Origin of the sequence: Emticicia agri (assembly GCF_004168285.1) — a bacterium.
GTDB lineage: Bacteria > Bacteroidota > Bacteroidia > Cytophagales > Spirosomataceae > Emticicia > Emticicia agri.
In genome coordinates this window covers 57,120-84,117 of sequence record NZ_SEWF01000011.1, presented here as the reverse complement: position 1 = coordinate 84,117, position 26,998 = coordinate 57,120, and the positions used below count along the sequence as shown (strand labels likewise).

Annotated in this window: 22 protein-coding genes; 4 read left to right on the top strand and 18 right to left on the bottom strand. The window is 38.6% G+C overall.

Features of this window, described 5'->3' with window-relative positions; translation table 11 throughout:
• The first annotated feature begins 240 nt into the window (after positions 1 to 240).
• Entirely contained in the window at positions 241 to 2,343 is a 2,103-nt protein-coding gene (locus tag EWM59_RS09670) for a BatA domain-containing protein (protein WP_130020763.1), read from the top strand.
• A 118-nt stretch (positions 2,344 to 2,461) separates the two neighbouring features.
• On the opposite strand, the gene EWM59_RS09665 is transcribed toward EWM59_RS09670, so the two are convergent.
• From EWM59_RS09665 to EWM59_RS09625, 9 genes are all read right to left on the bottom strand, one after another.
• Positions 2,462 to 4,996, bottom strand: coding sequence for an AMP-binding protein (locus EWM59_RS09665; protein ID WP_130020762.1), 2,535 nt, complete (start codon positions 4,994 to 4,996; stop codon positions 2,462 to 2,464).
• A 443-nt stretch (positions 4,997 to 5,439) separates the two neighbouring features.
• The gene (locus EWM59_RS09660; RefSeq protein WP_130020761.1) at positions 5,440 to 5,946 is read right to left on the bottom strand and encodes a DUF6265 family protein; all 507 of its coding nucleotides are present in this window, start codon (positions 5,944 to 5,946) and stop codon (positions 5,440 to 5,442) included.
• 115 nt (positions 5,947 to 6,061) lie between these two features.
• On the bottom strand, positions 6,062 to 7,114 hold the full coding sequence (locus EWM59_RS09655) for a 2-oxoacid:ferredoxin oxidoreductase subunit beta (protein ID WP_130020760.1): 1,053 nt from the start codon (positions 7,112 to 7,114) through the stop codon (positions 6,062 to 6,064).
• 4 nt (positions 7,115 to 7,118) lie between these two features.
• Positions 7,119 to 8,921: a 2-oxoacid:acceptor oxidoreductase subunit alpha gene (locus tag EWM59_RS09650; protein WP_130020759.1), complete on the bottom strand. Its 1,803-nt coding sequence runs from the start codon at positions 8,919 to 8,921 to the stop codon at positions 7,119 to 7,121.
• Between the two features lie 58 nt (positions 8,922 to 8,979).
• Positions 8,980 to 10,770, bottom strand: coding sequence for an FAD-dependent oxidoreductase (locus tag EWM59_RS09645; protein ID WP_130020758.1), 1,791 nt, complete (start codon positions 10,768 to 10,770; stop codon positions 8,980 to 8,982).
• Between the two features lie 127 nt (positions 10,771 to 10,897).
• The gene (locus EWM59_RS09640; protein ID WP_130020757.1) at positions 10,898 to 12,298 is read right to left on the bottom strand and encodes an NAD(P)(+) transhydrogenase (Re/Si-specific) subunit beta; all 1,401 of its coding nucleotides are present in this window, start codon (positions 12,296 to 12,298) and stop codon (positions 10,898 to 10,900) included.
• A gap of 31 nt (positions 12,299 to 12,329) precedes the next feature.
• Positions 12,330 to 12,638, bottom strand: a complete 309-nt coding sequence (locus tag EWM59_RS09635; protein WP_374755941.1) for an NAD(P) transhydrogenase subunit alpha part 2 — start codon at positions 12,636 to 12,638, stop codon at positions 12,330 to 12,332.
• A gap of 49 nt (positions 12,639 to 12,687) precedes the next feature.
• Positions 12,688 to 13,806, bottom strand: coding sequence for a Re/Si-specific NAD(P)(+) transhydrogenase subunit alpha (locus EWM59_RS09630; protein ID WP_130020756.1), 1,119 nt, complete (start codon positions 13,804 to 13,806; stop codon positions 12,688 to 12,690).
• Between the two features lie 282 nt (positions 13,807 to 14,088).
• Positions 14,089 to 15,348 carry a carboxypeptidase-like regulatory domain-containing protein gene (locus tag EWM59_RS09625; RefSeq protein WP_130020755.1) on the bottom strand — a complete coding sequence of 420 codons (1,260 nt, stop codon included), beginning with the start codon at positions 15,346 to 15,348 and terminating at the stop codon, positions 14,089 to 14,091.
• 156 nt (positions 15,349 to 15,504) lie between these two features.
• On the opposite strand from EWM59_RS09625, the gene EWM59_RS09620 reads away from it, so the two are divergent.
• Positions 15,505 to 15,939, top strand: coding sequence for a (4Fe-4S)-binding protein (locus EWM59_RS09620; RefSeq protein ID WP_130020754.1), 435 nt, complete (start codon positions 15,505 to 15,507; stop codon positions 15,937 to 15,939).
• A 60-nt stretch (positions 15,940 to 15,999) separates the two neighbouring features.
• Here EWM59_RS09620 and tatC read toward each other — a convergent pair whose 3' ends face one another.
• The 7 genes from tatC to EWM59_RS09585 form a co-directional block, all read right to left on the bottom strand.
• Positions 16,000 to 16,881: a twin-arginine translocase subunit TatC gene (gene tatC, locus EWM59_RS09615; RefSeq protein ID WP_130020753.1), complete on the bottom strand. Its 882-nt coding sequence runs from the start codon at positions 16,879 to 16,881 to the stop codon at positions 16,000 to 16,002.
• Between the two features lie 49 nt (positions 16,882 to 16,930).
• A complete protein-coding gene (locus tag EWM59_RS09610; protein WP_130020752.1) occupies positions 16,931 to 17,542 on the bottom strand; it encodes an OmpH/Skp family outer membrane protein in 612 nt (203 codons plus the stop codon).
• A gap of 116 nt (positions 17,543 to 17,658) precedes the next feature.
• Entirely contained in the window at positions 17,659 to 18,015 is a 357-nt protein-coding gene (locus EWM59_RS09605) for a hypothetical protein (protein WP_130020751.1), read from the bottom strand.
• A 49-nt stretch (positions 18,016 to 18,064) separates the two neighbouring features.
• Positions 18,065 to 20,524 (bottom strand): penicillin acylase family protein, encoded by a 2,460-nt coding sequence (locus tag EWM59_RS09600; RefSeq protein WP_130020750.1) that lies wholly within the window; start codon positions 20,522 to 20,524, stop codon positions 18,065 to 18,067.
• 204 nt (positions 20,525 to 20,728) lie between these two features.
• A complete protein-coding gene (locus EWM59_RS09595; RefSeq protein ID WP_130020749.1) occupies positions 20,729 to 21,349 on the bottom strand; it encodes a hypothetical protein in 621 nt (206 codons plus the stop codon).
• Between the two features lie 19 nt (positions 21,350 to 21,368).
• Positions 21,369 to 21,551, bottom strand: coding sequence for a hypothetical protein (locus EWM59_RS09590; protein WP_130020748.1), 183 nt, complete (start codon positions 21,549 to 21,551; stop codon positions 21,369 to 21,371).
• Positions 21,552 to 21,774: 223 nt separating this feature from the next.
• A complete protein-coding gene (locus tag EWM59_RS09585; protein WP_130020747.1) occupies positions 21,775 to 23,280 on the bottom strand; it encodes a xylulokinase in 1,506 nt (501 codons plus the stop codon).
• 211 nt (positions 23,281 to 23,491) lie between these two features.
• Between EWM59_RS09585 and EWM59_RS09580 the strand changes: the two genes are divergently transcribed.
• Both EWM59_RS09580 and EWM59_RS09575 read left to right on the top strand, forming a co-directional pair.
• A complete protein-coding gene (locus tag EWM59_RS09580) occupies positions 23,492 to 25,021 on the top strand; it encodes an NFACT RNA binding domain-containing protein (protein WP_310587845.1) in 1,530 nt (509 codons plus the stop codon).
• Positions 25,018 to 25,743, top strand: coding sequence for a pseudouridine synthase (locus tag EWM59_RS09575; protein ID WP_130020745.1), 726 nt, complete (start codon positions 25,018 to 25,020; stop codon positions 25,741 to 25,743). The genes EWM59_RS09580 and EWM59_RS09575 overlap by 4 nt, the downstream gene beginning before the upstream one ends.
• A 70-nt stretch (positions 25,744 to 25,813) precedes the next feature.
• Here the strand turns inward: EWM59_RS09575 and EWM59_RS09570 are convergent, their stop codons facing one another.
• Complete coding sequence (locus EWM59_RS09570; RefSeq protein WP_165372148.1) at positions 25,814 to 26,422, bottom strand: TerD family protein; 609 nt, start codon at positions 26,420 to 26,422, stop codon at positions 25,814 to 25,816.
• A gap of 14 nt (positions 26,423 to 26,436) precedes the next feature.
• The gene (locus tag EWM59_RS09565) at positions 26,437 to 26,994 is read right to left on the bottom strand and encodes a TerD family protein (RefSeq protein WP_130020743.1); all 558 of its coding nucleotides are present in this window, start codon (positions 26,992 to 26,994) and stop codon (positions 26,437 to 26,439) included.
• Between the last annotated feature and the right edge of the window lie 4 nt (positions 26,995 to 26,998).

Genomic DNA, 26,998 nt, shown 5'->3' with positions numbered 1-26,998 from the left:
AATAAGTTTTGACAAAATTACTGTATTTTATTAAGTTTGCTAATCTGATTTATTGATTGATTAGCTATTACCTGAAAAACTTCTCAATTATACTTTCAATGTTGAATATTACCGGGGTTTGGCATAATAATTGGCTGTTGTGTCGAATAAGCGTAAAATATCAATGAAACATTGAAAGGATTTACAGACTTTTACGTTTATTTATAAAACTTAAAAAGATATACCTTTAGGGGCTTACATATGCAGTTTCTCTTTCCGTCTTTCTTGTGGGGTTTATTGGCTGTTTCGGTGCCAATTATTATTCATCTGTTTAACTTTCGTCGTACCAAAAAGGTATTTTTTACGAATGTTGCATTTCTGAAAGCGGTCGAGACAGAGACAAGCTCTTTTAGGCGTATTAAACAATGGCTGATTCTTGCCTCACGCGTGCTATTTCTTGCTTTTTTAGCTTTTGCTTTTGCGCAGCCTTTTCTGCCTGCCAAAAACAATACAACTAATCGCTCATCAGGGTTAGGAGTAAGCAGTCTTTATCTGGATAATTCTTTGAGTATGCAGAATACTACAGAAAACAAACGTTATTTAGACCTTGCCGTTACCAAAATAGATGAATTACTAACGCTATTCAGCCAGTCGCCTAATGTGCAATTAGTAACCAACGATTTTTCAGGTGAAGACCAGGCTGTAACAAATGCAACTAAGGTAAAAGACAGATTAACCTCAATTGGTTTATCTCCTAATCCCCGTACATTCGAGAATGTCTATAAGCGTCAGAGAAGCCTGGCACAGAAACATAATGCCAATGCCAATAACCAGTTTTTCTGGTTTTCTGATTTTCAGAAAAGTACGGCCGGAAATATGAAGCAATTAAAAATAGATTCATTAGATAAACTATTTCTAGTGCCTGTACAAGGCAAAGCCTCGCAAAATGTATTTGTTGATTCGGTTTGGTTAGCTTCACCTTTTATCAGAGAAATGCAGAATAATGTGTTGTATGTAAAAGTGTTTAATTCGGGCGATAATGAGGTAGAGAAACTTCCGGTAAAGTTATTTATTGACAATGCGCAGGCTTCTACTGCTTCGGTTGATATTGCGCCTAATAGTTCTGCTACAGCAACCTTTAATTTTACGGTAAAAGATAAAGGTTTCCATAAAGGTAAAGTCTCTTTCGACGACCAGCCAATTACTTTCGATAACGATTATTACTTTGTATTAGATGCTTCGCCTGTTATTCAGGTATTGCATCTTTACCAACAACGCAGCGCAGCCGATTATATAGGCAAAGTATTTGATAACGACAGCCTTTTTGCCTACCAGCCTTATAGTGCCAATAATGTGGACGTCGGGCAATTTAAGAATGCCAATCTGATTGTATTAGAGGGCGTAGAGCAGGTAAGTGGCACTTTCAGGGCAAGTCTGGAAGAGTTTATTCGTCAGGGGGGAAGTTTGCTGATTTTTCCGCCTTCAAATCCTGATGCAGCAGATTACGGGCAGTTTTTAGCTGGGTTTGGCATACAAGGCATTACCGTGATTAACCAGCCACCATTACCGCAAAGCCAGTTGCCGGTTGCTGAACCCAATCGTCAGAATCCGTTCTATGCCGATGTATTTGAACGAACAACCTTGCAGGGTGTAGCCAATACACCTGTTATGCAGCCTGTATGGAACTGGTCGGGCATAGGGGAGAAAATACTTACTTTCAGAAATCTCCAGAACTTTATTACAGCAACCAATACATCCACTAAAGGTAAGATATATTTATGTGCGTCTCCGGTAGAAAGAACCTATGGTAATTTTGCTGAACACGCTTTTTTTGTGCCAACTATGTTTAAAATAGCCTCCATGAGTGTAAGGCAGGAAAGAGCGGCTTATAACTTTAGTGAGGGAAGCATTACCATTGATATACCGAACGTAAAGAAAAATGCTACCTATAAGCTGAAAAGCGTTGTAACAGAGGCTAATAAAAATAATATAGAAATTATTCCGATTCAACGAATCAGTGGTAACCAACTGACTTTAGAATTGCCCAAAGCTACTCAGTTAAGCGATAATCAGATATTAGAGTCGGGCTATTATGAATTGCAGTTAGATGGTAAAACAGAGAAACTATTAGCTTTAAACCATGACAATGAAGAGTCGAAAATGGAGTTCTATACGCCTGAAGAACTACGAAATTTCTTTGCCGGACAAAAGAATGTAACTATCTTCAATAATCTTTTAGATGGAGACTTTGTAAAGACTTTTCAGGAGAATAACATTGGTACACCGCTTTGGAAATATTGTGTGATATTGGCTTTGGCTTTTTTAGCCATTGAAATATTGTTGATTCGGTTTATGAAAGGGTAAACCTTAAAAACAGTAATTAATGCCTGAATAGGTTTCTCTAAAAAACAGTAAAGTTGGCTTTACTGGTCAGTATTTTAGCTTTAATACCTTGTCAATCTATTAGAGGATGATTCACTTATTACTCTACTTTCATGAGGGTAAGAACTTCTGCTATTTTATCTATTACTATTTTAGCATTATACTCATTTAACATATCTTGATGATGCCCGGTTAATGAAATCAGCCTGATTTTTTTATAATATAACTCCCATTGAGCACTCACAGGATTTATGGAAGATTGCTCACAGTTAAAGTATACAGCTTCACCATCAAAATAAGAAAGACATAAGTTTTGATATATACTTAATAGAGTTGAACGATTTTTAAATGAATAGTATTTTTTTCTCTCCATGTAGTGGATTATTTTTTTACAATAATCAGAGCGGGTATAGAGGGCAAATATCATATCGTTGATAATATTCTCTCTTTTTAAAAAAAGTTTTACTCTTTTAAAAAAACCTTTATACAATGGCGGAGCTTTGTACTGAGCCCGACCTTCTATAATTCCGATGAAACTATAGTGTTGAGTCTGTTTGCTTGTAATAAAATGGTGCATAATTGAGCCACCTGAACAGGTACTGATAAAGCCTGTGTTCGGACCACCATAATTAGGAATTTGCTTTTCTATGAACGCTGTTATGTAATTTAAATTTCTGTCTTTTAATGGGGTATTACTGAATTTAGGGTAATTGATTATTGTGACTGAGACAAGTGCAGATAGTTTATTTAAAAATAGACGGGTATTTTCTTCCATACCCGATAAAGAAGGGAAAAAATAAATTATTTTCTTCTCGTTAATTTTTCTGGTTAAATCTAATGTTTTCAGGTAATTATAAATTCCGTTGGGAGACATTTCACCGTCTATCCAATCGGTAGGCAGCGTAGTGCCTAAATCTGCTTCCAGTTGAACTAAAAAATTAACAGCATTTACTGAGTCGCCTCCGGCATATTTCCATTTGATATTTCTATCAAAAGATTCTTTATCTAAGAATCGGCTCCATGTTCCTCTAAGAATAGTAAATAAAGAATCTTCTGGCTGTTTTTCAGTTTCTGGCACATTGCCAATATAGTTTTCAGCTAAGACTCTTAATGATTTATTATCGTTTTTAAAGTTATGTAAAAGAGGTATTTCATCAACTTGAATACACCTTTGAGGAATCATATAGTCGGGTAAACGTTCTTTAAGCCAGCTTTTTACTACTATTTCTAATAGTTCAATTGTGCTCACGTAAAAGGCAAATATTGCATTGTGCTTCTCTGTTGTATATAAAACCACGCTGCAATGTGTTATTGAAGGATAATTCATTAATAGCCCTTCTATTTCATTTAACTCGACTCTATACCCATTAATTTTCACCTGGCTGTCTTTTCTTCCTATAAATTCTAAAAGACCATCTCTGTTAATTCTCCCTAAATCACCTGTCTTATAAATCCTTATTGCTGAATCACCAGCACAATTGGTAAAAGACTTTTCTGTTTGTATGGAATCATTCCAGTATCCTAAAGAAATAAACTTACTGTAAACGGTAATTTCACCTGCCTTGTCGTCAACTACCTGTTTATGATCACTATCAAGCAATTGCATTTCTCTATCTTCAACAGCGTAGCCTAATGGGATAAGTTCAGTATTAATAAGTGTATTTTTATTAATAAACCATTGCCGATATATGGTGGCTATTTCTGTAGCTCCAATACCCACATATAACAGACAATTGTCAGTAAAAAAAGATTTATATAAATCAACATCAGTATTATAAATTCGGTCTCCTGCCAGATAAATAAGTCTTACTGTTTCCAAATCAGATTTATCTGGTTTTAATAGAAGAAAAGTTCTAAAAATATTGGGTATTGAATGATAGATAGTAATGCGCTCTTTTCTGAGAAATTTACTTAGGTCATATAATTTATTGAGTTTAAGATTGTTGATTACCAAAGTTGCGCCATTTAAAAGTGCTCCGTAAATGTCTCTATTAGCCCCCCCAACACTTGGTGAATACAGTAGTGTTAAACGGTCGTTTTCGTTTAAATGTACAGAGTTGGTATATTGCATTACATCATGTAATAAGTTACGTTGATTTTGGTAAACACCTTTGGGTATGCCGGTAGAACCCGATGTATAAATAATGTAGGCTATATCTTCAGGAAAAGTATTAAAATCATTTTGAAGGCATTCTGCTGAGGATAGTATATCAAGATTTATAAGTTCAGCCATACCCTCAAATTTATAAGAGTCGGAGAAGGTAATAATTGACTTTAAACCAGATTGTTCTATAATAAGTTGATTACGCAAAACAGGTAAATCTATATCCAGAGGCACATAAGGGCAGCCTGCTGCCAATGAAGCTAACATAGAGATTGGGAAAAATACGTCATTAGGTAAAGCAATACCAACTGGCTCTTGTTTTGAATGTTGTATTTTAAGCTCATTTGCTATAAGCAGTACCCATTCATAAACTTCCTTATAGCTTAGTTGGTTTTCCCCACAGATTAAAGCTATTTTATCAGGCTTTCTTTCAACTATTTTGGTGAAAAGCTCAAAAACGGGGATGTCAAGCCAAGCCTCCTCAAATTTTCTGAACTGAATGTCTAATGGGCCTTGAAAATCTAACTGCATTGTTGAAATCTTTTTCTTGAAAATTGTATCCAATTTAAAATCTCCACGTCAAGGGAAGCAAGTGGAAGTACCCAAATTGCGGTTATTAAATCATTACGCAGCGTGTCTTTCTTAGTAGCTCTTCCATCTGCTTTTCATTCTGATGTTTTTGCATTTCTTTAACAGGAATTCCAACTAATAGTTTATGTGGATAAATTTTTGGGGTACACACACGTAACTTCATCTAAGGCGGATGAGTATGATTATAAATCAAAAAGCGATTTAGAAAACTTATTAAAGCATCAAATCGTAGTTATAATCCATTAAGATTTAATTTATTTTGAAGAGAGTTACATCTGAGCAGATTTATCAGAAAACCAGTGAAGCCAACTTAACTGGTGAGTATTTTATCTTTCATAAGTTATCTGTCTATTACAAGACGACTCATTATTAAGCTCTATCAACTACTTTACTTTGTTAAATACAAATAAATCAGCAAATACCCATTTGCCGTTTTCTTGTTTGCCACGTTGAATTACCAATTGGTCTGCACCACGTTTTTCGTAGATGATACGGATAGAACCATCTTGTTTTTCAAACAATGCCCATTCTTTTTTAGACTCAATAAAACTATAACGGTCTGATACATCTTTGTCTTCTACACCTACCAGGCCGGGTTTAAAGTGTTTTACCAGTACAATAGGGCCTTTGTCGGTCTGCTCAAAAATAAGCATTTCATACATGGTTACTTTGTCGTCTTTCATCATGCGCATAAAACCTGTGAGGTTATCGCCTGCAGGTTTAGCCCAGAACGCTTCAATGGGACCACCATTAAATGTACCTTGCCAATGACCGTGCATAAAAGCTACATCGTTTAAGTTAGCTTTAGCTTGCCCGAAAGTGTTTTTACTGAATAACAAGCAGACAAGCACAACTGATAGAAGGGATAGAATACGTGTTGATTTTTTCATAGAAATATAGGTAAAGATAAATTGATAATAGAACGGGTAAAATAGTATGCACAAAAATAGGGCTTATCCATGAAACTTGTATATCCATGTATAAGCCCTTTCTATCATTTTTCGGTTATCTCAAACTCTGATTCAGGGCTTCTAACGCATCCTGACCAGGACAAAGTAAATCTTCCTTGAGTTCATTGAGAGGTGTTTCACAAGTACCTAAAACCTCGTGTAAACTTTGGGTTTTAGGTTCAATGTAAATTAATCCGGTCAAAATCTCTCCTTTGGTTTTGGCGTTTTGCAAGGCAATCATGGCAGATAATTTATCTTCCGGATTCCAACCCTGATTAAGTTTCTGCAAGTTCAGAACCGAGCCATCGTGCAGAGCTACTTCTTTGCTATCTCCTTCTTCGTATGAAGTTGTAATTTCTTCCATAGTGGGCACAAAATCTATAGTCGATGTAGCCTCAATGTGCTCACGTACATAATCATAAGATTTGGTAGAACCGGTATTGTTGTTGAAAGTTACACAAGGAGAAATAACATCAATGAGGGCAAAACCCGGGTGCGACATTGCTGCTTTGATTAAGGGAATTAACTGGGTTTTATCGCCTGAGAAGCTACGGGCTATGAATGTGGCTCCTAATTCTAAGCCTAAACCTACTAAATCAATAGCATTGAATAGATTAGTTGAACCTGCCTTACTGATAGAACCAGCATCTGCTGTTGCAGAGTCTTGTCCTTTCGTTAATCCATAGCAACCATTATTCATCACAATATATGTCATATTGAGGTTTCGACGAATGGCATGCACAAATTGCCCCATACCAATAGAAGCAGAGTCTCCATCGCCTGATACCCCAAAATAAACTAAATCACGGTTCGCTAAGTAAGCTCCCGTAGCCACTGATGGCATACGGCCATGAACAGAGTTGAAACCATGCGAATTGCCTAAGAAATAAGCAGGTGTTTTGGACGAACAGCCAATGCCTGATAACTTGGCTAACCGATGGGGCTCAATAGCTAATTCAAAACAAGCCTGAATAATGGCTCCGCTGATAGAATCATGACCACAGCCCGCACAAAGGGTTGAAAGTGCGCCTTCGTAATCTTTCTTGGTATAGTTTATTTTATTTTTCGGTAAATTAGGATGCCGAAAGGTTGGACGAATGTATGTCATGATTTCAGGTAGTTACAAGCGTTTGAGTGATTTCCTTAACAATTTTATCTGCTGTAATTGGCATTCCGTCGTAATTCAGAATACGAATCAGTTTTTTAGGATTGATTTCCAGTTCGTTAATCAGTAGTGAGCGCATCTGGGCATCACGGTTCTGCTCAATTACATATACTACCTCATGGTCTTCAATAAACTGAGCCACTTCTTCATTGAAAGGAAAAGCCTTGATACGCATGGCATCCATCACGACTTCCTGTTCCCGTAATATATCAATGGCTTCTTCTGATGAATAGGTAGAGGTGCCAAAGAAAATAACGCCTATCGGACTCATGTTTTTCTGCTGATAAAAATAGGGGGCAGGCATGATGGTTTTAGCTGTTTCCCATTTCTTTACGAGACGCTCCATATTTCTGATATATACGGCACTATCTTCGGTATAAACCGCATATTCGTCACGAGAAGTACCACGAGTAAAATAAGAGCCTTTGGTTGGGTGCGTACCCGGATAGGTTCTGTAAGGAATCCCGTCGCCATCTACATCAAGGTAACGCCCGAAGCGTCCCATGTTTTCAAGGTCTTCAGCCGTTAATACCTTACCTCTGTCATATTGTCTGTCTTTATTCCATTCAAAAGGCTCACTCATGTGGTCGTTCATGCCTAAGTCAAGGTCTGTTAAAACAATGACAGGTGTTTGCAGCCGTTCGGCTAAATCAAAAGCATCGGCTGTTAGTTCAAAGCACTCTTTAGGGTTACTTGGAAACAATACAACGTGTTTGGTATCGCCATGCGAAGCATAAGCGGCAATCATAATATCAGATTGTTGTGTACGGGTAGGCATTCCTGTTGAGGGGCCTGTGCGTTGTACATCAATCAATACTGCTGGCACTTCTGCAAAGTAGCCTAAGCCTAAAAACTCGTTCATCAACGAAACTCCCGGTCCACTGGTTGCCGTAAAAGACCTTGCGCCATTCCAGTTGGCTCCTATTACCATACCTATGGCGGCCAGTTCATCTTCTGCCTGCACAATGGCGTAGTTTTTCTTGCCTGTTGCTTTGTCTACCCGATATTTTTTGGCATATTTTTCAAATTTCTCTACTACAGATGTTGAGGGGGTAATGGGATACCATGCCGCAACAGTAGCTCCGGCAAACACCGCTCCTAAACCACAGGCACCGTTGCCATCAATCATGATTTTTTTACCTACTTTGTCTCTGCGCTCTACCCGGATATCCAGCGGATAATTAAAGTTATCCTGTACATATTTTACGCCTAATTGCAAAGCCTGAACGTTGGCTGGTATCAGTTTCTCTTTTCCCTTGAATTGCTCGGCCAACAATTGTTCCAATACACCAAATTCAATAGCTAATAATGCTGAAAGCGCACCGACATAGATGATATTCTTGAACAATTGTCTTTGGCGGGGGTCTGAGTACTGTTCCAGACAAATGGCCATAAGCGGAATACCTAAATAAGTAATATCTTCTCTGATATATTCTTTATGAAGAGGCTTGGTACTATCGTACATAAAGTATCCGCCGGGGCGCACACTCTGTACATCTTTCAGCATGCTTTGCGGGTTGACCGACACCATCAAATCTATGCCCTCACGACGGCCTAAATAGCCTTTTTCGCTGATGCGTACTTCGTACCAGGTAGGTAAGCCTTGAATATTAGAGGGGAAGATATTTTTGGGTGTAACGGGAATCCCCATGCGGAAGATTGCTTTGGCAAACATGCCATTGGCACTGGCCGAACCTGTACCGTTTACATTAGCAAAGCGAACTACAAAATCATTGATAAGTTCTGACATTTTAAGCCGATCCTCTGTCGGAAAGTTTTATCGTTATTAAATAATAGTCTTGTAAAAATCAGGCTGTCTGGCAACCATGATGTGCTTTGGTAACATTATAGAAAAACTTCTGCATATCCCAGGCTGAGGTCGGGCATCTTTCGGCGCACAAACCACAATGCAGGCATACGTCTTCATCTTTTACCATCACTCTACCAGTAGCTAAAGTACCTGATACTAAGAGGTCTTGCTCAAGATTCAATGCAGGTGCCATCAGGCGCGTTCTCAGGTCTTCTTCTGTACCATTATCAGTAAAAGTAATGCACGAAGTAGGGCATATATCCATACAGGCGTCACACTCTATACAACGATTAACAGTAAATACTGTCTGTACATCACAGTTGAGGCAACGTTGTGCTTCTTTAAATCCTTCTAATTTGTTAAAACCTAATTCAACCTCTTTTTTACGGTCTTTCAGGGTAATAGTTTTATCGGCCTGAGCTACTACAAAACGATGGTCGTTAGCTACTACACTATCATAACTCCACTCATGGATACCCATTTTTTGTGAAATCAGGTTAGTAAATGGTGCAGGTCTGTCAGCTAATGATTTGCCCTGACAGAATAAGTCTATCGAAATTGCTCCCTGATGCCCTTGCGCTACTGCAGTAATTACATTTTTAGGCCCTAAGGCAGCATCACCGCCAAAAAATACTTTAGGATTGGTCGATTGAAACGTTACGGCATCTACCTTAGGCATTTCCCATTTGTCGAACTCAATGCCTAAATCACGCTCTATCCAGGGGAAACTATTTTCTTGTCCGATAGCTACCAGTACATCATCGGCTTCTATAAACACGTGGTCTTCGCCAGTAGATACCAATGAGCGTTTGCCTTTTTCATCATATACTGCATGTACTTTTTCAAAGGTCATTCCTTTTAATTGCCCATTTTCTACTACAAAAGATTTAGGTACATGATTGTCTAAAATAGGAATATCTTCGTGCATGGCATCTTCTTTTTCCCAGGGAGATGCTTTCATTTCGGTAAATGGACTACGTACAACAACTTTTACGTTTTCGCCACCTAAACGGCGGGAAGTACGGCAGCAGTCCATAGCGGTATTTCCCCCACCTAATACAATTACATTTTTCCCAATCTTGCTGGTATGTTCAAAAGCTACACTTGCCAGCCATTCAATGCCGATATGGATGTTAGCAGCCCCTTCTTTACGGCCCTGTAAATCAGACAAATCTCTGCCTCTCGGCGCACCTGTGCCCACAAAAACGGCATCGTAATCTTTGGCTAAAACATCTTTCAGGCTTGAAACATAGGTTTTGAAATGGGTATGGATACCCATGTCCAGAATATTATTCACTTCTTCATCTAACACGGCTTCGGGTAAGCGGAAGGAGGGAATCTGGCTGCGCATCATACCACCACCTTTGATTTGTTCATCGAAAACGTGGATTTCATAGCCCAACGGTGCTAAATCCCGGGCAACTGTCAGGGAGGCCGGGCCGGCACCAATCAGCGCCACTTTTTTGCCATTGCCTTGTTTGGGAGCTTTGGGAATAAGGTTCTTGACATCGCCTTTGTTATCGGCGGCTACTCTTTTTAAACGGCAGATGGCTACGGGTTCTTCTTCTACTCTTCCACGGCGGCAGGCTGGTTCGCATGGCCTGTCGCAGGTACGGCCTAATACACCCGGAAATACGTTCGATTCCCAGTTAATCATGTATGCTTCGGTATAGCGTTCGGCCGCAATTAATCTGATGTACTCAGGCACAGGAGTATGCGCAGGACAAGCGTACTGGCAATCTACTACCTTGTGATAGTACTCGGGGTCATTGACGTTTGTAGGTTCCAACGGTAAATATTTTTATAGTTAAGTCGTAAGTAAAACTACTCAAATTTAAAATCTAAAACCAAACAATATTTTGTATTTGGTAAAACTGGCAATGATTCTATGATATTTTGTCAAGAAAGTACAAATTTTACATCTGTTTCAGTTCACTAACCAGTTTGGTCAGTACTCCTTTGGCATCGCCGAAAAGCATACTTGTTTTTGGTTGATAAAAAAGCAAATTGTCAATGCCTGCATAGCCAGCATTCATACTCCTTTTGTTGACAATGACATTACGAGCATTTTCTACATCAAGAATAGGCATCCCGAATATAGGCGATGATGGGTCTGTCTTAGCTGCAGGGTTCACCACATCATTGGCACCCACTACCAATACTACATCTGTTTTGGCAAATTCAGGGTTGATGTCTTCCATCTCAACCAGTTTGTCATAAGATACATTACTTTCTGCCAGCAATACATTCATGTGTCCCGGCATACGACCTGCCACCGGGTGAATCGCATATTCCACATCGACGCCTCTTTCTTCAAGCAAGGTTTCCAGTTCATGAATCACATGCTGCGCCTGCGCCACAGCCAGACCATAACCAGGTACTATTACTACTTTTTTGGCGTAGTTCATCAGGATAGCTGTATCTGAAATCGAAATATCTTTGATGCTTCCATTTACCTCATTGCCTGCGCCACTGGCACCACCTGCACCAAAGGCACCGAAAATTACGTTGCTCAAAGGACGGTTCATGGCTTTGCACATGGCCAAAGTAAGGATTGTGCCTGCCGAGCCAACCAGGATACCACCCGTAAGCATCACCTGATTCTGATAAAGAAAGCCACCAAAAGCCGCCGCTAATCCTGTAAAAGAGTTAAGTAAGGAGATAACCACAGGCATATCTGCTCCACCGATAGGAATTACGAATAAAACACCATAGACCAAAGCTGCTACGAAAAGCAATATCGGAAGAAACAGATGTTCTGGTTGTGCATAAACAATGAATATACCAAAGGCGATTAAGCCTACCATGACCATTGTATTGAGAATATTATAAGACGGCAGCCTGATTGGCTTTTTCATAGTTTCATTGAGTTTCAGAAAAGCGATGATACTTCCGCTGAAAGAAACCGAGCCGATAATCATTCCGGCTATAATAGTTGCCAAAGCCCCTGTTTTACCGATATTATGCTCATATTCCATAATACCAATCAATGCCGCACAGGCTCCTCCCATTCCGTTGAACAATGAAACCAATTCGGGCATTTTGGTCATTTGCACACGATTGGCTGTCAGCCAGCCTGCTACAGTGCCGATACCAATAGCGGCTAAAATCAGAATGATTTTCAGTGGCTCTCTTGTCGTATAACCATTCGGATGATTATACCATAGAATAGTGCCTGCTATGGCTAATGCCATCCCGAAAGCGGCATATAAATTCCCTCTTCGGGCGGTGTCGGGATGGCTTAACATTTTCAAGCCAATGACAAAGGTTACAGAACCTATTAAATAAATTATGTCAAGAATATATTTTATCTCCATTGTCAGGTTTTGATAGGTTAGGTGTGTGTTTTTATTTTTTCTTAAACATTTCAAGCATTCGGTCTGTTACAGCAAATCCTCCTACTACATTGAGTGTTCCTAATACTACCGCCACAAAACCCAAGGCTAATGCCAGTATATTATCAGCAGGAGTATTAAGCATTACTATAATGGCACCTACAATTACTACCCCATGAATGGCATTGGCACCGCTCATGAGTGGGGTATGTAATACAGCTGGTACTTTGCCAATTACTTCTACACCTACAAAAACAGATAATACAAGAATGTATATCATCTCAATATTTTCGCCTAAAAAACTGACTATGTCGTTAATCATTGTAAATAAGGTTATTTAGAATATGATGAGTTGAATTATTATTTTTAATCTATTTGACTATAGATGGATGTACTGCTTTGCCATTATGAACAATCAATGAGCCTTTGGTTATCTCTTCATCCATTTCCCATTTGAATCCGTCTTTAGTTGCCAGATGCAACAAGAAAGTGGCAATGTTTTTGGCATATAGCTCACTGGCATTCAAGGGTAGGAGTGAGGGGATATTGGGTTCTCCAACAATAGTTACCCCATGTTTTACAATAGTTTTGCCGTATTCGCTACATGCGCAATTACCGCCTTGTTCTACCGCCATATCTACGATTACCGAACCTAATTTCATGCTTTTTACTACTTCTTCCGGTACGAGCATAGGTGCTTTTTTACCGGGTATCAGGGCTGTAGTAATTACTAAATCGGCTTCGCTGATATGTCTGGCAATTACTTCCTGTTGTTTTTTGAGGAAATCTTCTGATATGCCTTTCACATAACCCCCTTCAATTTTAACAGAATCATCACCTTTCACTTCTATAAATTTACCCCCTAATGATTGTACCTGTTCTTTGGTTTCTGGGCGAATATCACTTACTTCAACTACTGCCCCCAGACGCTTGGCTGTGGCAATGGCTTGTAAACCAGCCACTCCAGCACCCATAATTACTACTTTGGCAGGTTTGATAGTTCCTGCAGCAGTCATTAACAGAGGAAAGATTTTACCTAAGTGATAAGCACCGATAATAACAGACTTATAACCCCCAAGATTGGCTTGTGAACTCAGGGCATCCATTTTCTGGGCTCTGGAAATACGGGGAATAGCATCGACCGAAAAAGCAGAAATACCCTGTTTGGTACAGGCTTCTATCAGTTCAGGATTAGTAGCAGCATACATGAATGAGATAGCTACCGCTCCTTTTTTCATGTGGCCGACTTCTTCAACAGTGAGTGGGTTTACTTTTAATACTATATCGGCACCTGAAAGTAGGGAAGATTTATTTTTTTCTGCTTTAGCGCCAATGGCTTCGTAAGCAGTATCTTCAAAAAAGGAGGAGACTCCGGCTTCTTTTTCAATCGCACACTCAAATCCGGCTTGAATCAGTTGTTTGCAGACTTCGGGACTTAGGGCAACACGTTTTTCAAATGCTTTGGTTTCTTTGATTATTGCTATTTTCACAGGGTCGTAAACTTAGTTTATGTTGCCCCTAATATAGAAATAATTCAAATATTTATCAATATATTCATAACTTAAATTGGAATTAAATTATCTATCGACTTACAGGCTGTTTTTAGCCTATATGTTACCCTGTTTTTTCGACGTATCTGAGAAGATATGAATGGCGATTCTTGTACCGACGAACCGTTAAGTCGGTAACCCTAATTCTGATTAATTCTTTCGATAGAATAGATAGGCTGAGATATTTACAAAACCAGGATTTAAAAAATCATGATACATAGTCTAAGGTAATTCGGGCTGATAATCAAGAGGCAATAATTCACCAATTTTTTCATTCCCCCATCTACCCTCAAAAATGAAGGCTAAGGGGTTAATCAGATGTCCATTTTTCTCAACCAGCGCAGGCGGTTCAAGTAAGGATATAATAGAAGTTTGAGGGATATTGGTCAACCCACCATTGGCAAATTGAGGTTCTTCAAATTCTTTGTTGTAAACTACATATAAATGATTTCTGAACTCAATCGCAAACAAGTCTTTATGCTGGCTTACTATTTCACTTTCTTTTAAAGGCGTTCTTACCAGATACTGTACATGTCGGCTAAAGCCGTTAGTGGCGATTTTCTTTAAAGATTGATTGATTCTTAATTTAAGGTCGGTCGAATCGACCATCATCTTTTCTTTAGATGCCTCATTAATGATATTACCTGTGCTATCCCGTTTCTCTGCTACCAGAGGCACAGAAAAGAATTTTTTCTCTTGCCTGATTAATGTATGCATTACATAGCCCTCTTCATTCAATTTCTCTTCTGTCAGAGCTTTCAAAAAATGTTGTGAAGAGCCATAATAGGCTTTATTTCTATTCTCAATCCATTGTTTTTTTCTTCTATCGCTCCTGGTTTTCATTTCCTCAAAAAAAGGATACCCCCAGTAAGAAGTATAATGCTCCTTGAAATTATACCTGAACTCTTCTAACTGATATTTTACTACATACCCTAAAACTTTATTCTCAATTTCCAGTGGTTCTTCGGCTCTGATAATCAGTTCAGAATCATCATTACTCTTACTGAATGTCAAGGCTCCCGGATTCTTCAGCTTGCACTCTTTTGAAAAATTGGTTTTGCCCATAAACCCTTCTTCAAAAACATAGAAGTACTTCTTAAAACCATCTCTGACACGTTTGACGGTTACTCCCTGTAACTCAATAGCATCGGCGTTGAGTATTACTAACAATGATTTTTTTAGGGTATCGGCTTTCAGTTGTAAAGAGAAAGTCTGATAGCCTACATAACTTATTACCAGGTCAATAGTGCCTGAGGGTACATTTGTCAGTTTAAATCTGCCTTTTTCATCGGTTTGCTGCCCCTTAGTTGTATTGCTAATAAATACATTGGCAAAAATCAAAGGCTTGTTATCTGCCCCATCAATCACACGCCCTTCTATATTTAGCTGGCAAACACCCGGTAAAGCAAAACAGAGTAACAGTAAAACAATTGTGATAGCCTTGGTAAACATGTAGGTTTTATAGGATAAGTATTTCATCATTAAGAAGCAAATGTATAACTAATTGTTTAGTTATTTTTTCAATAATTCTTAAAAAATCTTTTAATAGAAATTTTACATGCTATATAACTGATTACGTATAGGCAAGTTTGATATGAGTATAAGTTTGCTTATTATTGAATAAAATTTATGACTTGAATGGAAGAACAAAAGAAAATCACGAAGCATTATCCAAATAATGAGGTAACGGTTGTCTGGCAACCGCATATGTGTATTCACTCAGCTATCTGCTTCAGGGGTTTACCGAATGTATTCGACCCTCGTAAGCGTCCGTGGGTTACGCCTGAGCATGAAAGTGGTGAGAAAATTATGGCACAGATTGATAAATGCCCTTCGGGCGCATTATCTTATTTCAAAAATGAAGTAGGCGAGCAGGAGAAGCAAATAGAGAATGAAACGATTGTAGAAACTACCAAAAACGGCCCTTTATTGGTGTATGGTAATATATCAATAAAGGACTCAGACGGCAATGTTACTAAAAAGCATAAAGTTACGGCCTTGTGCCGTTGTGGTTCTTCTGAAAACAAACCTTTTTGCGATGGCACACATACCAAAATAGGTTTTATAGCTTAAAGAAAACAAAAGGAGGCTACCATAAAATTTATGATAGTCTCTTTAATATAATTCTTAAGATTAATCTTTTATTTCGTTACCCTCGGCAGCTAATTCGGCCAGGCGTCTTTTTTCTTCCCTTGCCGATATAACGATACTTACTTCATATAAAATATAGAGTGGGAATGCTACTAATAGCTGACTGGTAACATCAGGTGATGGCGTAATAATAGCCGCTACAATCAGAATAACTACTACTGCATGCTTGCGATAGGTTCTCATAAATTGTGGCCCGATAACCCCAATCTTGGTTAATACAAATATAGCAACCGGTAATTGGAAAGCCACTCCGCAAGCTAATGTAAGTGTAGCTAACAAAGAAATATAGGAGCCAATATCAAACTGATTTTCGATACTCTTACTAATCTGAAAATTAACCAGAAAGTTGACGGCTAATGGCGAAACAATAAAGTAACCGAATAAAACCCCGGAAAAGAATAAAAAAGTAACATAAAAAACAGCACCTCTGGCTGACTTACTTTCTGATGGTTTTAAACCGGGTTTCACGAAACGCCAGATTTCCCAGAATACATAAGGGAACGCAAAGACCAGACCAATGATTGCCGCAGAAGTAAAGGCCATAATAAATTGCCCCGATACCTCCCGACTCATTAAACTAAATGGTAGTTTTTCAACACAAAGGCCGGGTGCACCAACAGCTGTCCCGAGCTTACACATCATACGGTAAGTCCAGAAATCTACCTTAGATGGGCCTAAGATAACAGTTTCATAAATTTCCTCAATATAGATAAAGGCAAAAATCATGAAGAAAAATATGGCTGCAGCCGCACGGATTAGGTGCCATCGAAGTTCTTCGAGATGGTCTAAAAAAGACATCTCTTTACCTACTTCTTCTTCCTTACCGTCGTCGTAATCGTAATACGGAGTTTGATCTAATGGCATTTGATTTCAATAATTTTCTTTAAACATACGCAGAAAGCGCAAGATGGTTTTACTTTTTAGCCGTACTATCTTTTTCAATAGTTATTTTGCCACTTTTCTTGTCTTCAGCATATTTCTTATTTAAACCTTCTAATACTTGTTTGGTAATGTCTAAATCTTCTTTAGCATATAATACACCACCACCTTTAGAATAACCGATTACCATGTCATACTTGTCTGAGGTATTGAACTCTTTCAGGTACTCATGAATTTTATTCAGAATATCTTCTGTCTTTTTACCTTCTTCCTGTGCTAATGCCTGAGCACTTTTATCACGATAAGCCATGATGTTCTGCTCCTCCTGTTGCAATTGCATCTGGGTAGTTTGTGCTTGCTCTTGAGTCATGTGGCCTTGTTGAGCTCTTTGCTGAAAGAATGCTACTTTGTTCTGGAAGGTACGGGCTTTATTCTGTAAGTCATTTTCTAACTGAAATCTTTTATTTTCAGAAGCCTTACTGATGTCTTTATAATAATCATATTTGTTAAGCAAGGTATCTGTATTTACATAAACAATACGACCTGCTACTTGTTTTCCACCTGCTGTGGTTGAAGTAGAAGCTGATTTGTCACAACCCCATGCAATAAGCGAAACTAATAGAACGAAAACTGAAAGTTTTTTCATTTGAAAAATTAATTAGCGTACACCCAATATTTGTGTACTATGAAAAGTATTTGATAAATGGAATAAAGCCTGCAAAGATAGAAAAATCCCTCAAAAAAGAGGAATTATGTAGGCTTTTATTTGACTAATTGCTTGAACTGATATCCTGCTAAAGCCGAAAAACCACCTACTAAAGCTCCAATAAGTGCCATAATAGTAAAAAATGAAACCTCATAAGGGATATTTTTCAGGAATTTCAGACTCTCTGAAAACAGACCACCAATACGGTCGAGCATCAGTCCGTCAGAAGAAATATTCAGATAGAGGGCATAAGCTATCCATAGAGTTATAATGGCTCCGGCTCCGGCAAAAAAAGAGCCACCAGCTGATTTAGATTTCATCATGCCTACCAAAAAGGCAATAGGAGCGATAACCCACCACGGTAGAAATAATTGTGCAATAGCACTGACAACGAGAATAATTATATAAGGCATCGGATAATTTCGTTTAAGAGATAGTAAAAAAAATCAGGTCTGAAAACACTTATTTCTTTCCGCTTATTTTAGTGGTCGATACGATTCTGTTACTTTTTTCATCTTTTGTTTTCATAAATAACAATTCGTTTAGTTCACCTTTTGCCCATTTGTCAACCATATTGTCATAATAAGGGCTTCCCGGGTTACCCGATTGTCCACCCGGATACAGTCCGTAGGCTTTAGGCCAGGTTTTATCTAATTGTACTACCATCCGCCATGAAGGGCCATGTGTTTCTGATGTAGCATTGACAATACCACCGCCGCCGCCATTGGGTATATCTTGTTTACCAAAGCCGGGTAGCCTGCCCAAATGATTAATATCTGTACTTTTTACTTTGGTCCATGCCCATGTCTCTGCATTCAATGGGCCAAGTTTAGCAGTCAGCGAATCTACGGTTGCTTTGAAACTCTCTTTCACAATATCCTGCATGGTTTCAACTTTATCTTTCGTATTCAGATTATCAAACCATTTGGCATCAGGGGTATTTTTAATTAAATTCCAGGTTATATCTCTCGTTGGATGGCTCATTGGTTCTTTTTCACTTTGCACAGAAAAATCATCCTCCCATACCCATATGCGCAGTTCTTTTACCCATCTTTCAAAAATAGTCGGCCCAACTTCATAAGGGTCATTTTTCATATTCCATTTTGCCAAAGCCTGATACGCTGAATTGCTTGCATTAGCGGGGTCTTCTGCTAAAATCTTTAATACATCTGGTAAAACTCTGCGGGCTTCTACATTAAAATTATCATTTTGTACCGAACGCAAACTATCAATAGTTGCTTTTTGCATAGCTTCCAGACGCTCGTTGATACGGATACCTCTTTCGGCAGGGGCAAATTTCCAGCCTAAATAATAAGGATAAGTGGGGTCAGTAGAAAACTGGTTGGCCGAACTCACAAATCCACGAGGCGGGTTCTTCACAGTCGGATTCTGCTCTGCAGGTATCCAGCCCTGCCAGTCATGTGCCGGGTTAGAGCCATCTAATATAAACTTGCCTTGTTCTTTCCATTTCAATGGCAATTTACCATTGGGGGTAATGGCAATATCATTATGGTTATCGGCAAAAACAAAGTTCTGGGCAGGGGCTTTGTAATAGGTAAGGGCTTTTCGGTAATCGTCATAATTTTTCGCACGATTCAGGTAATAGAAGCCCATTAAATCAGAGTTGTCCAATTCATGACCTACCCACTTCATGGCATGGCCGACAGGTACATTTTTAGAGAAGTTTTTTTCGCTTGTGTGGTTATACAAAACAGGGCCATGATGCGTATAAAAAACAGTATCTTTTAGAGCCTCTTTTCCTTTAATCTTAAATTCTTCTATTTTTATGGTTACAGGCTTCCATGCACCGTTGTACCAGTATTCTTTCTGTGTTTTATCTTTGAATTTTATCTGATAAAAATCCATTACATCAGAGCCTACATTGGTAACCCCCCAGGCTATATCTTTGTTGAAACCAATGGTTACACCCGGTGTACCAGGCAAACAAGCACCATAGACATTCATGGTAGGCGTGCTTAACTGCATCTGATACCAGATAGAGGGTAAGGTCAGTTGTAAGTGAGGGTCATTCGCTAAAATAGGCAAGCCTGAAGCTGATTTGCCACCGCCTACTGCCCAGTTATTACTGCCAATTTCTGGGGCAGGGGCAGCTATATTCAACGCTACTGCGCCATCTTTAGTAAGTGGTTTGGCGGCAATCTCGGCCGGAACAGCCGGAACAGGTACGGGTGTAAATTCCCATTTGGTACCTACGGGTATAATCGGAGACTCTGTAACAGGATAATCAGGAAATAAGTCTTTGATTATATCAGGGCCATATTTAGCCAGTGCATTGCTCATTCTGAAGTCTTCGCTACCACCATTCAGTACCTGACGCATATTCATCAGCATCAGAATCGTTTTATAAGGCGACCATTCTTCTGGCTGATAGCCAATGATTTTATATTCTACAGGCGTATTTTTATAAGATAGTTGTTTCAGGTAAGCATTTACTCCGGCTGTATAGGCTGTCAGCACTTTAAAGGCAATGTCATCTTTTTTGTAGCTTTCTGCTATTTTTCTGGCAGTTTCGGCCATACCCATACGACGATTGTACCTGTCCAACTCAATGGCTCTTTCGCCTACTACTTCTGATAACCGGCCCGAGGCAGCTAAGGTATAAAATTCCATTTGCCATAGACGGTCTTGTGCTACCAGATACCCTTGTGCAAAATAAAGGTCGTCGTCATTTTTTGCAAAAACGTGGGGTACACGGTTATCGTCGAAAATAACACTTACCTCTTCTTTAATCCCTTCTAAAGTAAGTTCGTCAGGAGCAGATTGATTGCCGCCATTTTGCCAGAAACCCTCAAATGGGCTGAATAATTTTCCAAGAGCGGGCAAGGCTCCCAGTGGGCGATTCAGTATGTAAGTTAAACCAGCAGCAATGAGCAGACTTACAAAAAACTTAATAAATTTCATAAATGGTTTTTGATGAGAAAAGGCAGAATTTTAGTTAATATTCGGTCAAAAGTCAGCTATTTGTTTATAAAATAATTCTTTAAAAAGAATACATTATTTGTATGCAAACATACTATTCTTTCTGTTGCGAATGTAGTAAAAAGAATTGAAGTTTTTGTTATTCAGATGATTTTTAGGATTTTTTTAATAGAAGATATTGTTGAATTAAGGTATTCGATAGCGTGTATCTAATTCTCTGGGCAAAAAATATCCTTTTATACAATTTGGATTACGAACACATAACTGTACATGGTTTTTTTCTCTAAAACCAGCGTTTGGATATAGTTCCGGACCTTCAAAAAATACACCTCTCACACTATCATAAAGCTCGTCTATGTTCAGTTTTTCTTTATATTCATGTACGGCATTAATTAGCAGACAATCCAGCTTCCTGATTAAAAGTTCGCCGGTTTCTTTACTAATTCGATTTTTAGGCGGTTGTATGCCAGAACTTTGGTAGGTTAACTGAAGTATATCATAAGTCTCTTTAAGGACTTTTAGATTTTCATGTTGTAGAAGGTCAAAGCAATTTCCTAAATCTATTATTGCGCCAATTACAGAAGGCTTTTCTATTTTTCCGGCTGTTCTATGAGGGTTATTTTTTAATTCAATGGCGTATTCCAAGGCTCTTAATGGGCTTGATTCCCAAAAATACATACCATGCCCAAGCCAGTCCCATTCATTCGTACTATAATGTAGCGCTATTTCTCCTTTAAGTAAAGCATCTCTGATACTTTCATCACAACCATGAAATCCAAGAACAAAACTTGTTTTATGAAAATACATTAGTTTATATTGTGATAAATTAATTAGTCTTGCTTAGACTGCGTTTCGCAGGGCTTTTAATAGAAACAGTATTTTTTACTACTTCCGTTAAGCCTATACTTTGTAAAAACTGTTTTGATTTTTCAGGTGATGAGGTAATCTGGCCATGCCTCTCCTTTAGTAAACGAACATATCTATCTGCAGGTGTTTCTACTTTTGCCATAGTATTCTATCTATTTAAGTATTGCAAATTACATAAATTTTTTAAATACATAAGTAATACAGAAGTATTATTAATGAAAGTTCCATTGCAATAAATAATTGCTTTTTGATCAAAGATTTTAGACGAGAAGAGATGAAAAAAACGATAGATTATTTGCCTTCAAGTAAGGTAAATAATCTATCGTTCAATTTGTCTATAGTAGAAATTTGCACGATGCTAATAATCACTCCGCCATCAATTTCTCCAAAACCACTTTCCAGTTATCATAAGCTTCCTGATAGGCCATTACATCTGCTGATTTAGGCTCTATTACTTTCAGTTTTATCAGTTTGCTCATGGCTTCTTTTGGCGTGCTATAATGCCTTACACCATAACCTGCGCCTAAAGCTGCTCCTTTGGCACCATCTGTATCATAAAGTTCAATAGGCGTATTGCTTACATTTACCAGCGCATTACTGAAAATATCGCTCAAAAACATATTGGCTTTTCCGGCACGGATAACCTTGGGCTCAACACCATTGGCTTGCATAATACGAATGCCATAATTCAGCGAGAAAGCGATGCCTTCTTGCGAGGCACGAAAAACATGCGCCTGTGAATGAATATTAAAATCAAGGTTATGAAAAGAAGCGCCTAAAATACGGTTATTCAGCATACGCTCTGCACCATTACCGAAAGGCATCACTAATAGGCCATTGCTGCCAATAGCTACCTGTTCAGCCTGTTTGTTCATCTCGGGGTAAGTCAGGTCTTTGCCAAAATTATCTTTAGCCCAACGATTCAGAATACCTGTTCCGTTGATACATAACAGAATACCTATCCGGTTGGCACCCTCTATTTTATGGTTGACATGGGCAAATGAGTTGATACGGGATTGTGGGTCATAAGAAACCTGGTCGCTTACAGCATATATTACCCCCGATGTTCCGGCTGTAGCTGCAATCTCACCCGGATTTAATACATCTAACGAAAGTGCATTGTTCGGTTGGTCACCCGCTTTGTAAGTAACTGGTGTACCTGCTTTGATGTCTAAAATCTCTGCAATTAAAGGCGTTACTTTTCCATGCTCACTAAATACAGGTCTGATTTCAGGAATAATATTTTCGCTGAAACCATAGTAGTTGAGTAAATCTTTTGAAACACTATTCTCCTGAAAATCCCAGAAAATACCTTCCGATAGCCCCGAATTAGAAGTGGTGATTTCATCTGTCAGCATCATGGCGATATAATCGCCCGGTAGCATAATTTTATCACATTGTTCAAAAATATGTGGCTCATTGGCTTTTACCCATGCTAATTTTGAAGCGGTAAAGTTACCTGGCGAGTTCAATAAATGATTCAGGCACAACTCTTCCCCCATTTCACTGAAAGCCTTATCGCCAATCTGTACGGCTCTGCTGTCGCACCAGATAATTGAGGGGCGCAATACTTTTTTATCTTTATCTACCATCACAAGCCCGTGCATCTGGTAAGCAATTCCAATCGCACCAATTTCTTTTGAGTCAAATCTGGTAGCTTCCTGCTTGCCCAAAGCATTCACACGTTTAATGGCTTCAATGGTATTGTTCCACCACATTTCGGGGTTTTGTTCTGCCCAACCCGCAAAAGGCGAGGAAATAGGGGCTTCTACCTCAGGATATTGAGCAGAAGCAATCACTTGTTGAGTATCAGCATCTACCACAGATGCTTTAATAGAAGAAGTACCAATATCGATTCCGAGCAGTAGCATATTTGCGTAAGTTGAATTTTAATTGTCAAAGTTACACGTTTAGTAAAGCAAAACAAAATCAATGCTGAAAATGGATTTGTTTACCAAAACTTCCGTTAAGGTACAATCTTTTAACAAAATTCTCTGTTTCGCTTATTTATCTAAATTACACTACCTTTGCAGGCATATATACTATCGAATCGTGCAAAATAATTATTATTTCCTACGGCAATTGACCAGGCAAATAGAAACCAGAATTACCGGACTGAAACTCATGGAATGTTTTAGTCAGGAAAAAGATGAACTGGTTTTTGGATTTGCTGCTGCCCGTGGGAAAAAGAAAAACTATAAAGAATTCTTCCTGAAAGCTGTCGTTTTCCCTGATTTCTCCTGCTTGTATTTTACCGACCAGTTTGAAAGAGCCAAAAAAAACAGCGTTGATTTATTTAATCAATTGATGGATTTAGAGGTGTTGAGTGTAAGGCAGTTTCTCAATGAAAGGTGCTTTGCCATCAATTTTGAGCAGGGTTTTTCGGTCGTTTTTAAATTATATGGCAATCGTGCTAATATCATCTTGTTTCAGAACGATGAAGTGATAGACCTTTTTCATAGCAAAATTGTAGCTGATAAAAATCTTCGGATAAGCACTTTAGACCGCTTTATAGACCAATCGTATGAGGCATTTGTAGCGCATAATCAGGACTACCATAAATTATTTCCAACTTTTGGGAAAATTGTGAATGCCTATCTGGAACAAGAAGAATCAATTACCTGGCAAAAAATACGGGATACGATTGATAAATTAGAAAATCCAATATACTATATCATTCGTTGGGAACATCAACTGCATTTATCACTTTTACCGATAGGGGAAGTCTTACAAGAGTTTCAGCAACCTATTGAAGCCATTAATGCTTTTTATATTCTTTACAATAAAGTCAGTACGCTTGATAAAGAAAAAGCAGTAGTTCTACGAAAACTGACGAAGGAGAAAAAACAAACCGATATGTATCTGAAAGATGCTTATCAGCGTTTAGAGGCGGTTGATTCAACGATTAAAAATGAAGAAATCGGGCATATTCTGATGGCTAACCTGCATCAGATTCCCGAACGAGCCGAAAAAGTAGAACTGTTTGATTTTTATCGGGATAAGGATATTATTATCAAACTGAAACCTGAATTATCGCCCCAGAAAAATGCAGAAAATTTTTATCGTAAGGCCAAGAACGAAAAGATAGAAATCGAGAAAATCATGGAAAACATAGAAAACCGTGAAGAACTACTGAAAAACCTGAACCTGCACATAGAAAAAATAGAACAGGCCGAGCATCTGAAAGCACTGCGCAATTATCTGAAAGCAAATAAACTGGTTAGTAATGCTTCACAAGCGGTCAGTTACAAAGATTTATTCAAACGGTTTGAGGTAGAAGGGTTTGAGATTCTGGTGGGGCGCAATGCTAAAAATAATGACCTGCTTACCCAGCAATATGCCTATAAAGAAGATCTCTGGTTACACGCCCGTGATGCGCAGGGGTCGCACGTGGTAGTAAAGTACAAAGCAGGCAAAAAAATACCTAATACCGTAAAAGAATCAGCCGCTTCTTTGGCTGCCTATTATTCTAAACGACGGAACGAAACTTTAGCTCCTGTCATACTGACCCAGAAAAAGTTTGTTAGAAAAACGAAAGATTTGGCCGAGGGGCAAGTGATTGTAGAGAAAGAAGAGGTAGTAATGGTAGAACCAAAGATACCTAAGGAATGACATTCAGGAATCGCTTACAATACCTATTAGTCTGGAAACTTCGGGTATCTAATCGGACAGCTTTAGAAATCATACTATCAGGTAAGGTGCTGGTAAATGGTATTGCTATCAATACCAACATAGAGCTAAATCAGACTGATGAAGTAGTTTATAATGATGAAGTACTAAAAGAAGGAAAAAAACTCATCTACATTGCTTTCTACAAACCGCGTGGTATAGAAACTACACTCAATACAGCCATTGCTGATAACCTGAAAAATATCCTTCCTTTTGAAGAAGAACTTTTCCCCGTAGGCAGATTAGATAAAGCATCAGAAGGGCTTTTGTTCCTGACCAACGACGGCACACTCTACGACAAAATGCTGCGTAATGAGAATAAGACCGAAAAAGAATACATGGTAACGGTTGATAAGCCTATTGATGAACATTTCTTAATCTCTATGGCCAATGGCATTAAAATCATGGGAAAAATGACATTGCCTTGCTATATTAAAAAGATAGACGACTTTACCTTCAGAATTATTCTGATTCAGGGCTTAAACCGCCAAATTCGGCGAATGTGCTATCAATTGCATTATGAAGTAGAAAGACTTATACGTGTAAGGATAGGTAGTATTGAATTAGGGGATTTAATAGCGGGGGAGTATAGGGTTTTAACCCCATCCCTAACCTTCCCCAACAATGGGGAAGGGAGTAAAATTTCCTCTATTCTGCATCTATAGCCAATTTAAAGAGAGGGTTTTTGTTTCCTTCCCCACAGTTGGGGAAGGGTTAGGGATGGGGTCTTTTTCCCTACAAATACTCGCTTTGAATCAACCTGATAGTCCCAGCAATATCTTTGGCAGCAATAGGTTGGCCTAAAGCTGTAAATTCCCATCGTGAGCCTTGTGCGCGTTTCAATTTTGCCATCAGCATGGATACATACCCACTGAAAGTAGTATCAGCCGACAAATTGAAATTGGCAAAGACATTTTTCGGATTATGATGCTTGCCTTCCATGATTCTGATTTTTGAATACGGAATCTTAGCAAAATCCTGCTGTTTATAAGAGTTCAGATAAAAGAATACCGTATCTACTTCTGTGGCAATTTTCTCTAAATTGATACTGATTACCTCATTATCTTTATTATCTGCGCCACTATCACCAATTCTATCGTCGCCACTGTGTTTAATGGCTCCGTTTTTCGATTTCAAGTTATTATAATAAATAGTTTCAATTTCTTTTTTGTCCTTGTTAAAAAGAGACACCGAACCATCTAAGTCAACAGCTTCATCGTTATTCATTAAGCCGAAGAAAGTTTTATGTTTAATGCTTCCCCAGTCTAAGCCAATAGTAATTTCCTTTAATTCGATTCCATTTTTCTCTAATGAAATCTTTGAGTTTTTAGAGAGATTTATCATGCTGCATTTATAGATTAAAGAAACATATCCACTAAACCTTGTAACTCGGTCATAGAACCTTGCGAGGCAGCATGGAAATACCATTCATTACCCGATTTTCTGACCTTTGCGAATACCACAGCGTTTTCGATGAAGTGAGAAGCATCAAGGTCGTATCTGGTAATTTCTTTCTTGCTTTCTACATCTACAACTCTGATATAGGCATCTTTCAGTAAACCAAAATTATGACCTCTGTTTACGGCATCATGAATGGATACACAGATGGCTAATTCTTGCGCATTTGGCGTAATGCTTTCAAGGTTAGCCAAGATAATCTCATCATCATCTTCTGCTGAACCTGTACGGTTGTCGCCCATGTGCTCTACGGCTCTATCCGGCGATTTCAGGTTATTGTAGAATACAAAATATTCTTCGGCTAATAATCGGCCGTTAGCACCTAAAATAAATACTGAGGCGTCTAAGTCTACACTTCTACCTGTTTGTTCCCAGCCTAACCCAATCAGTACTTTGTTAAGCCTGGTCATTTCTTTGTTTAGGTTAATTGACCCTCCTTTTTTTAAATTAATTGACATTGTT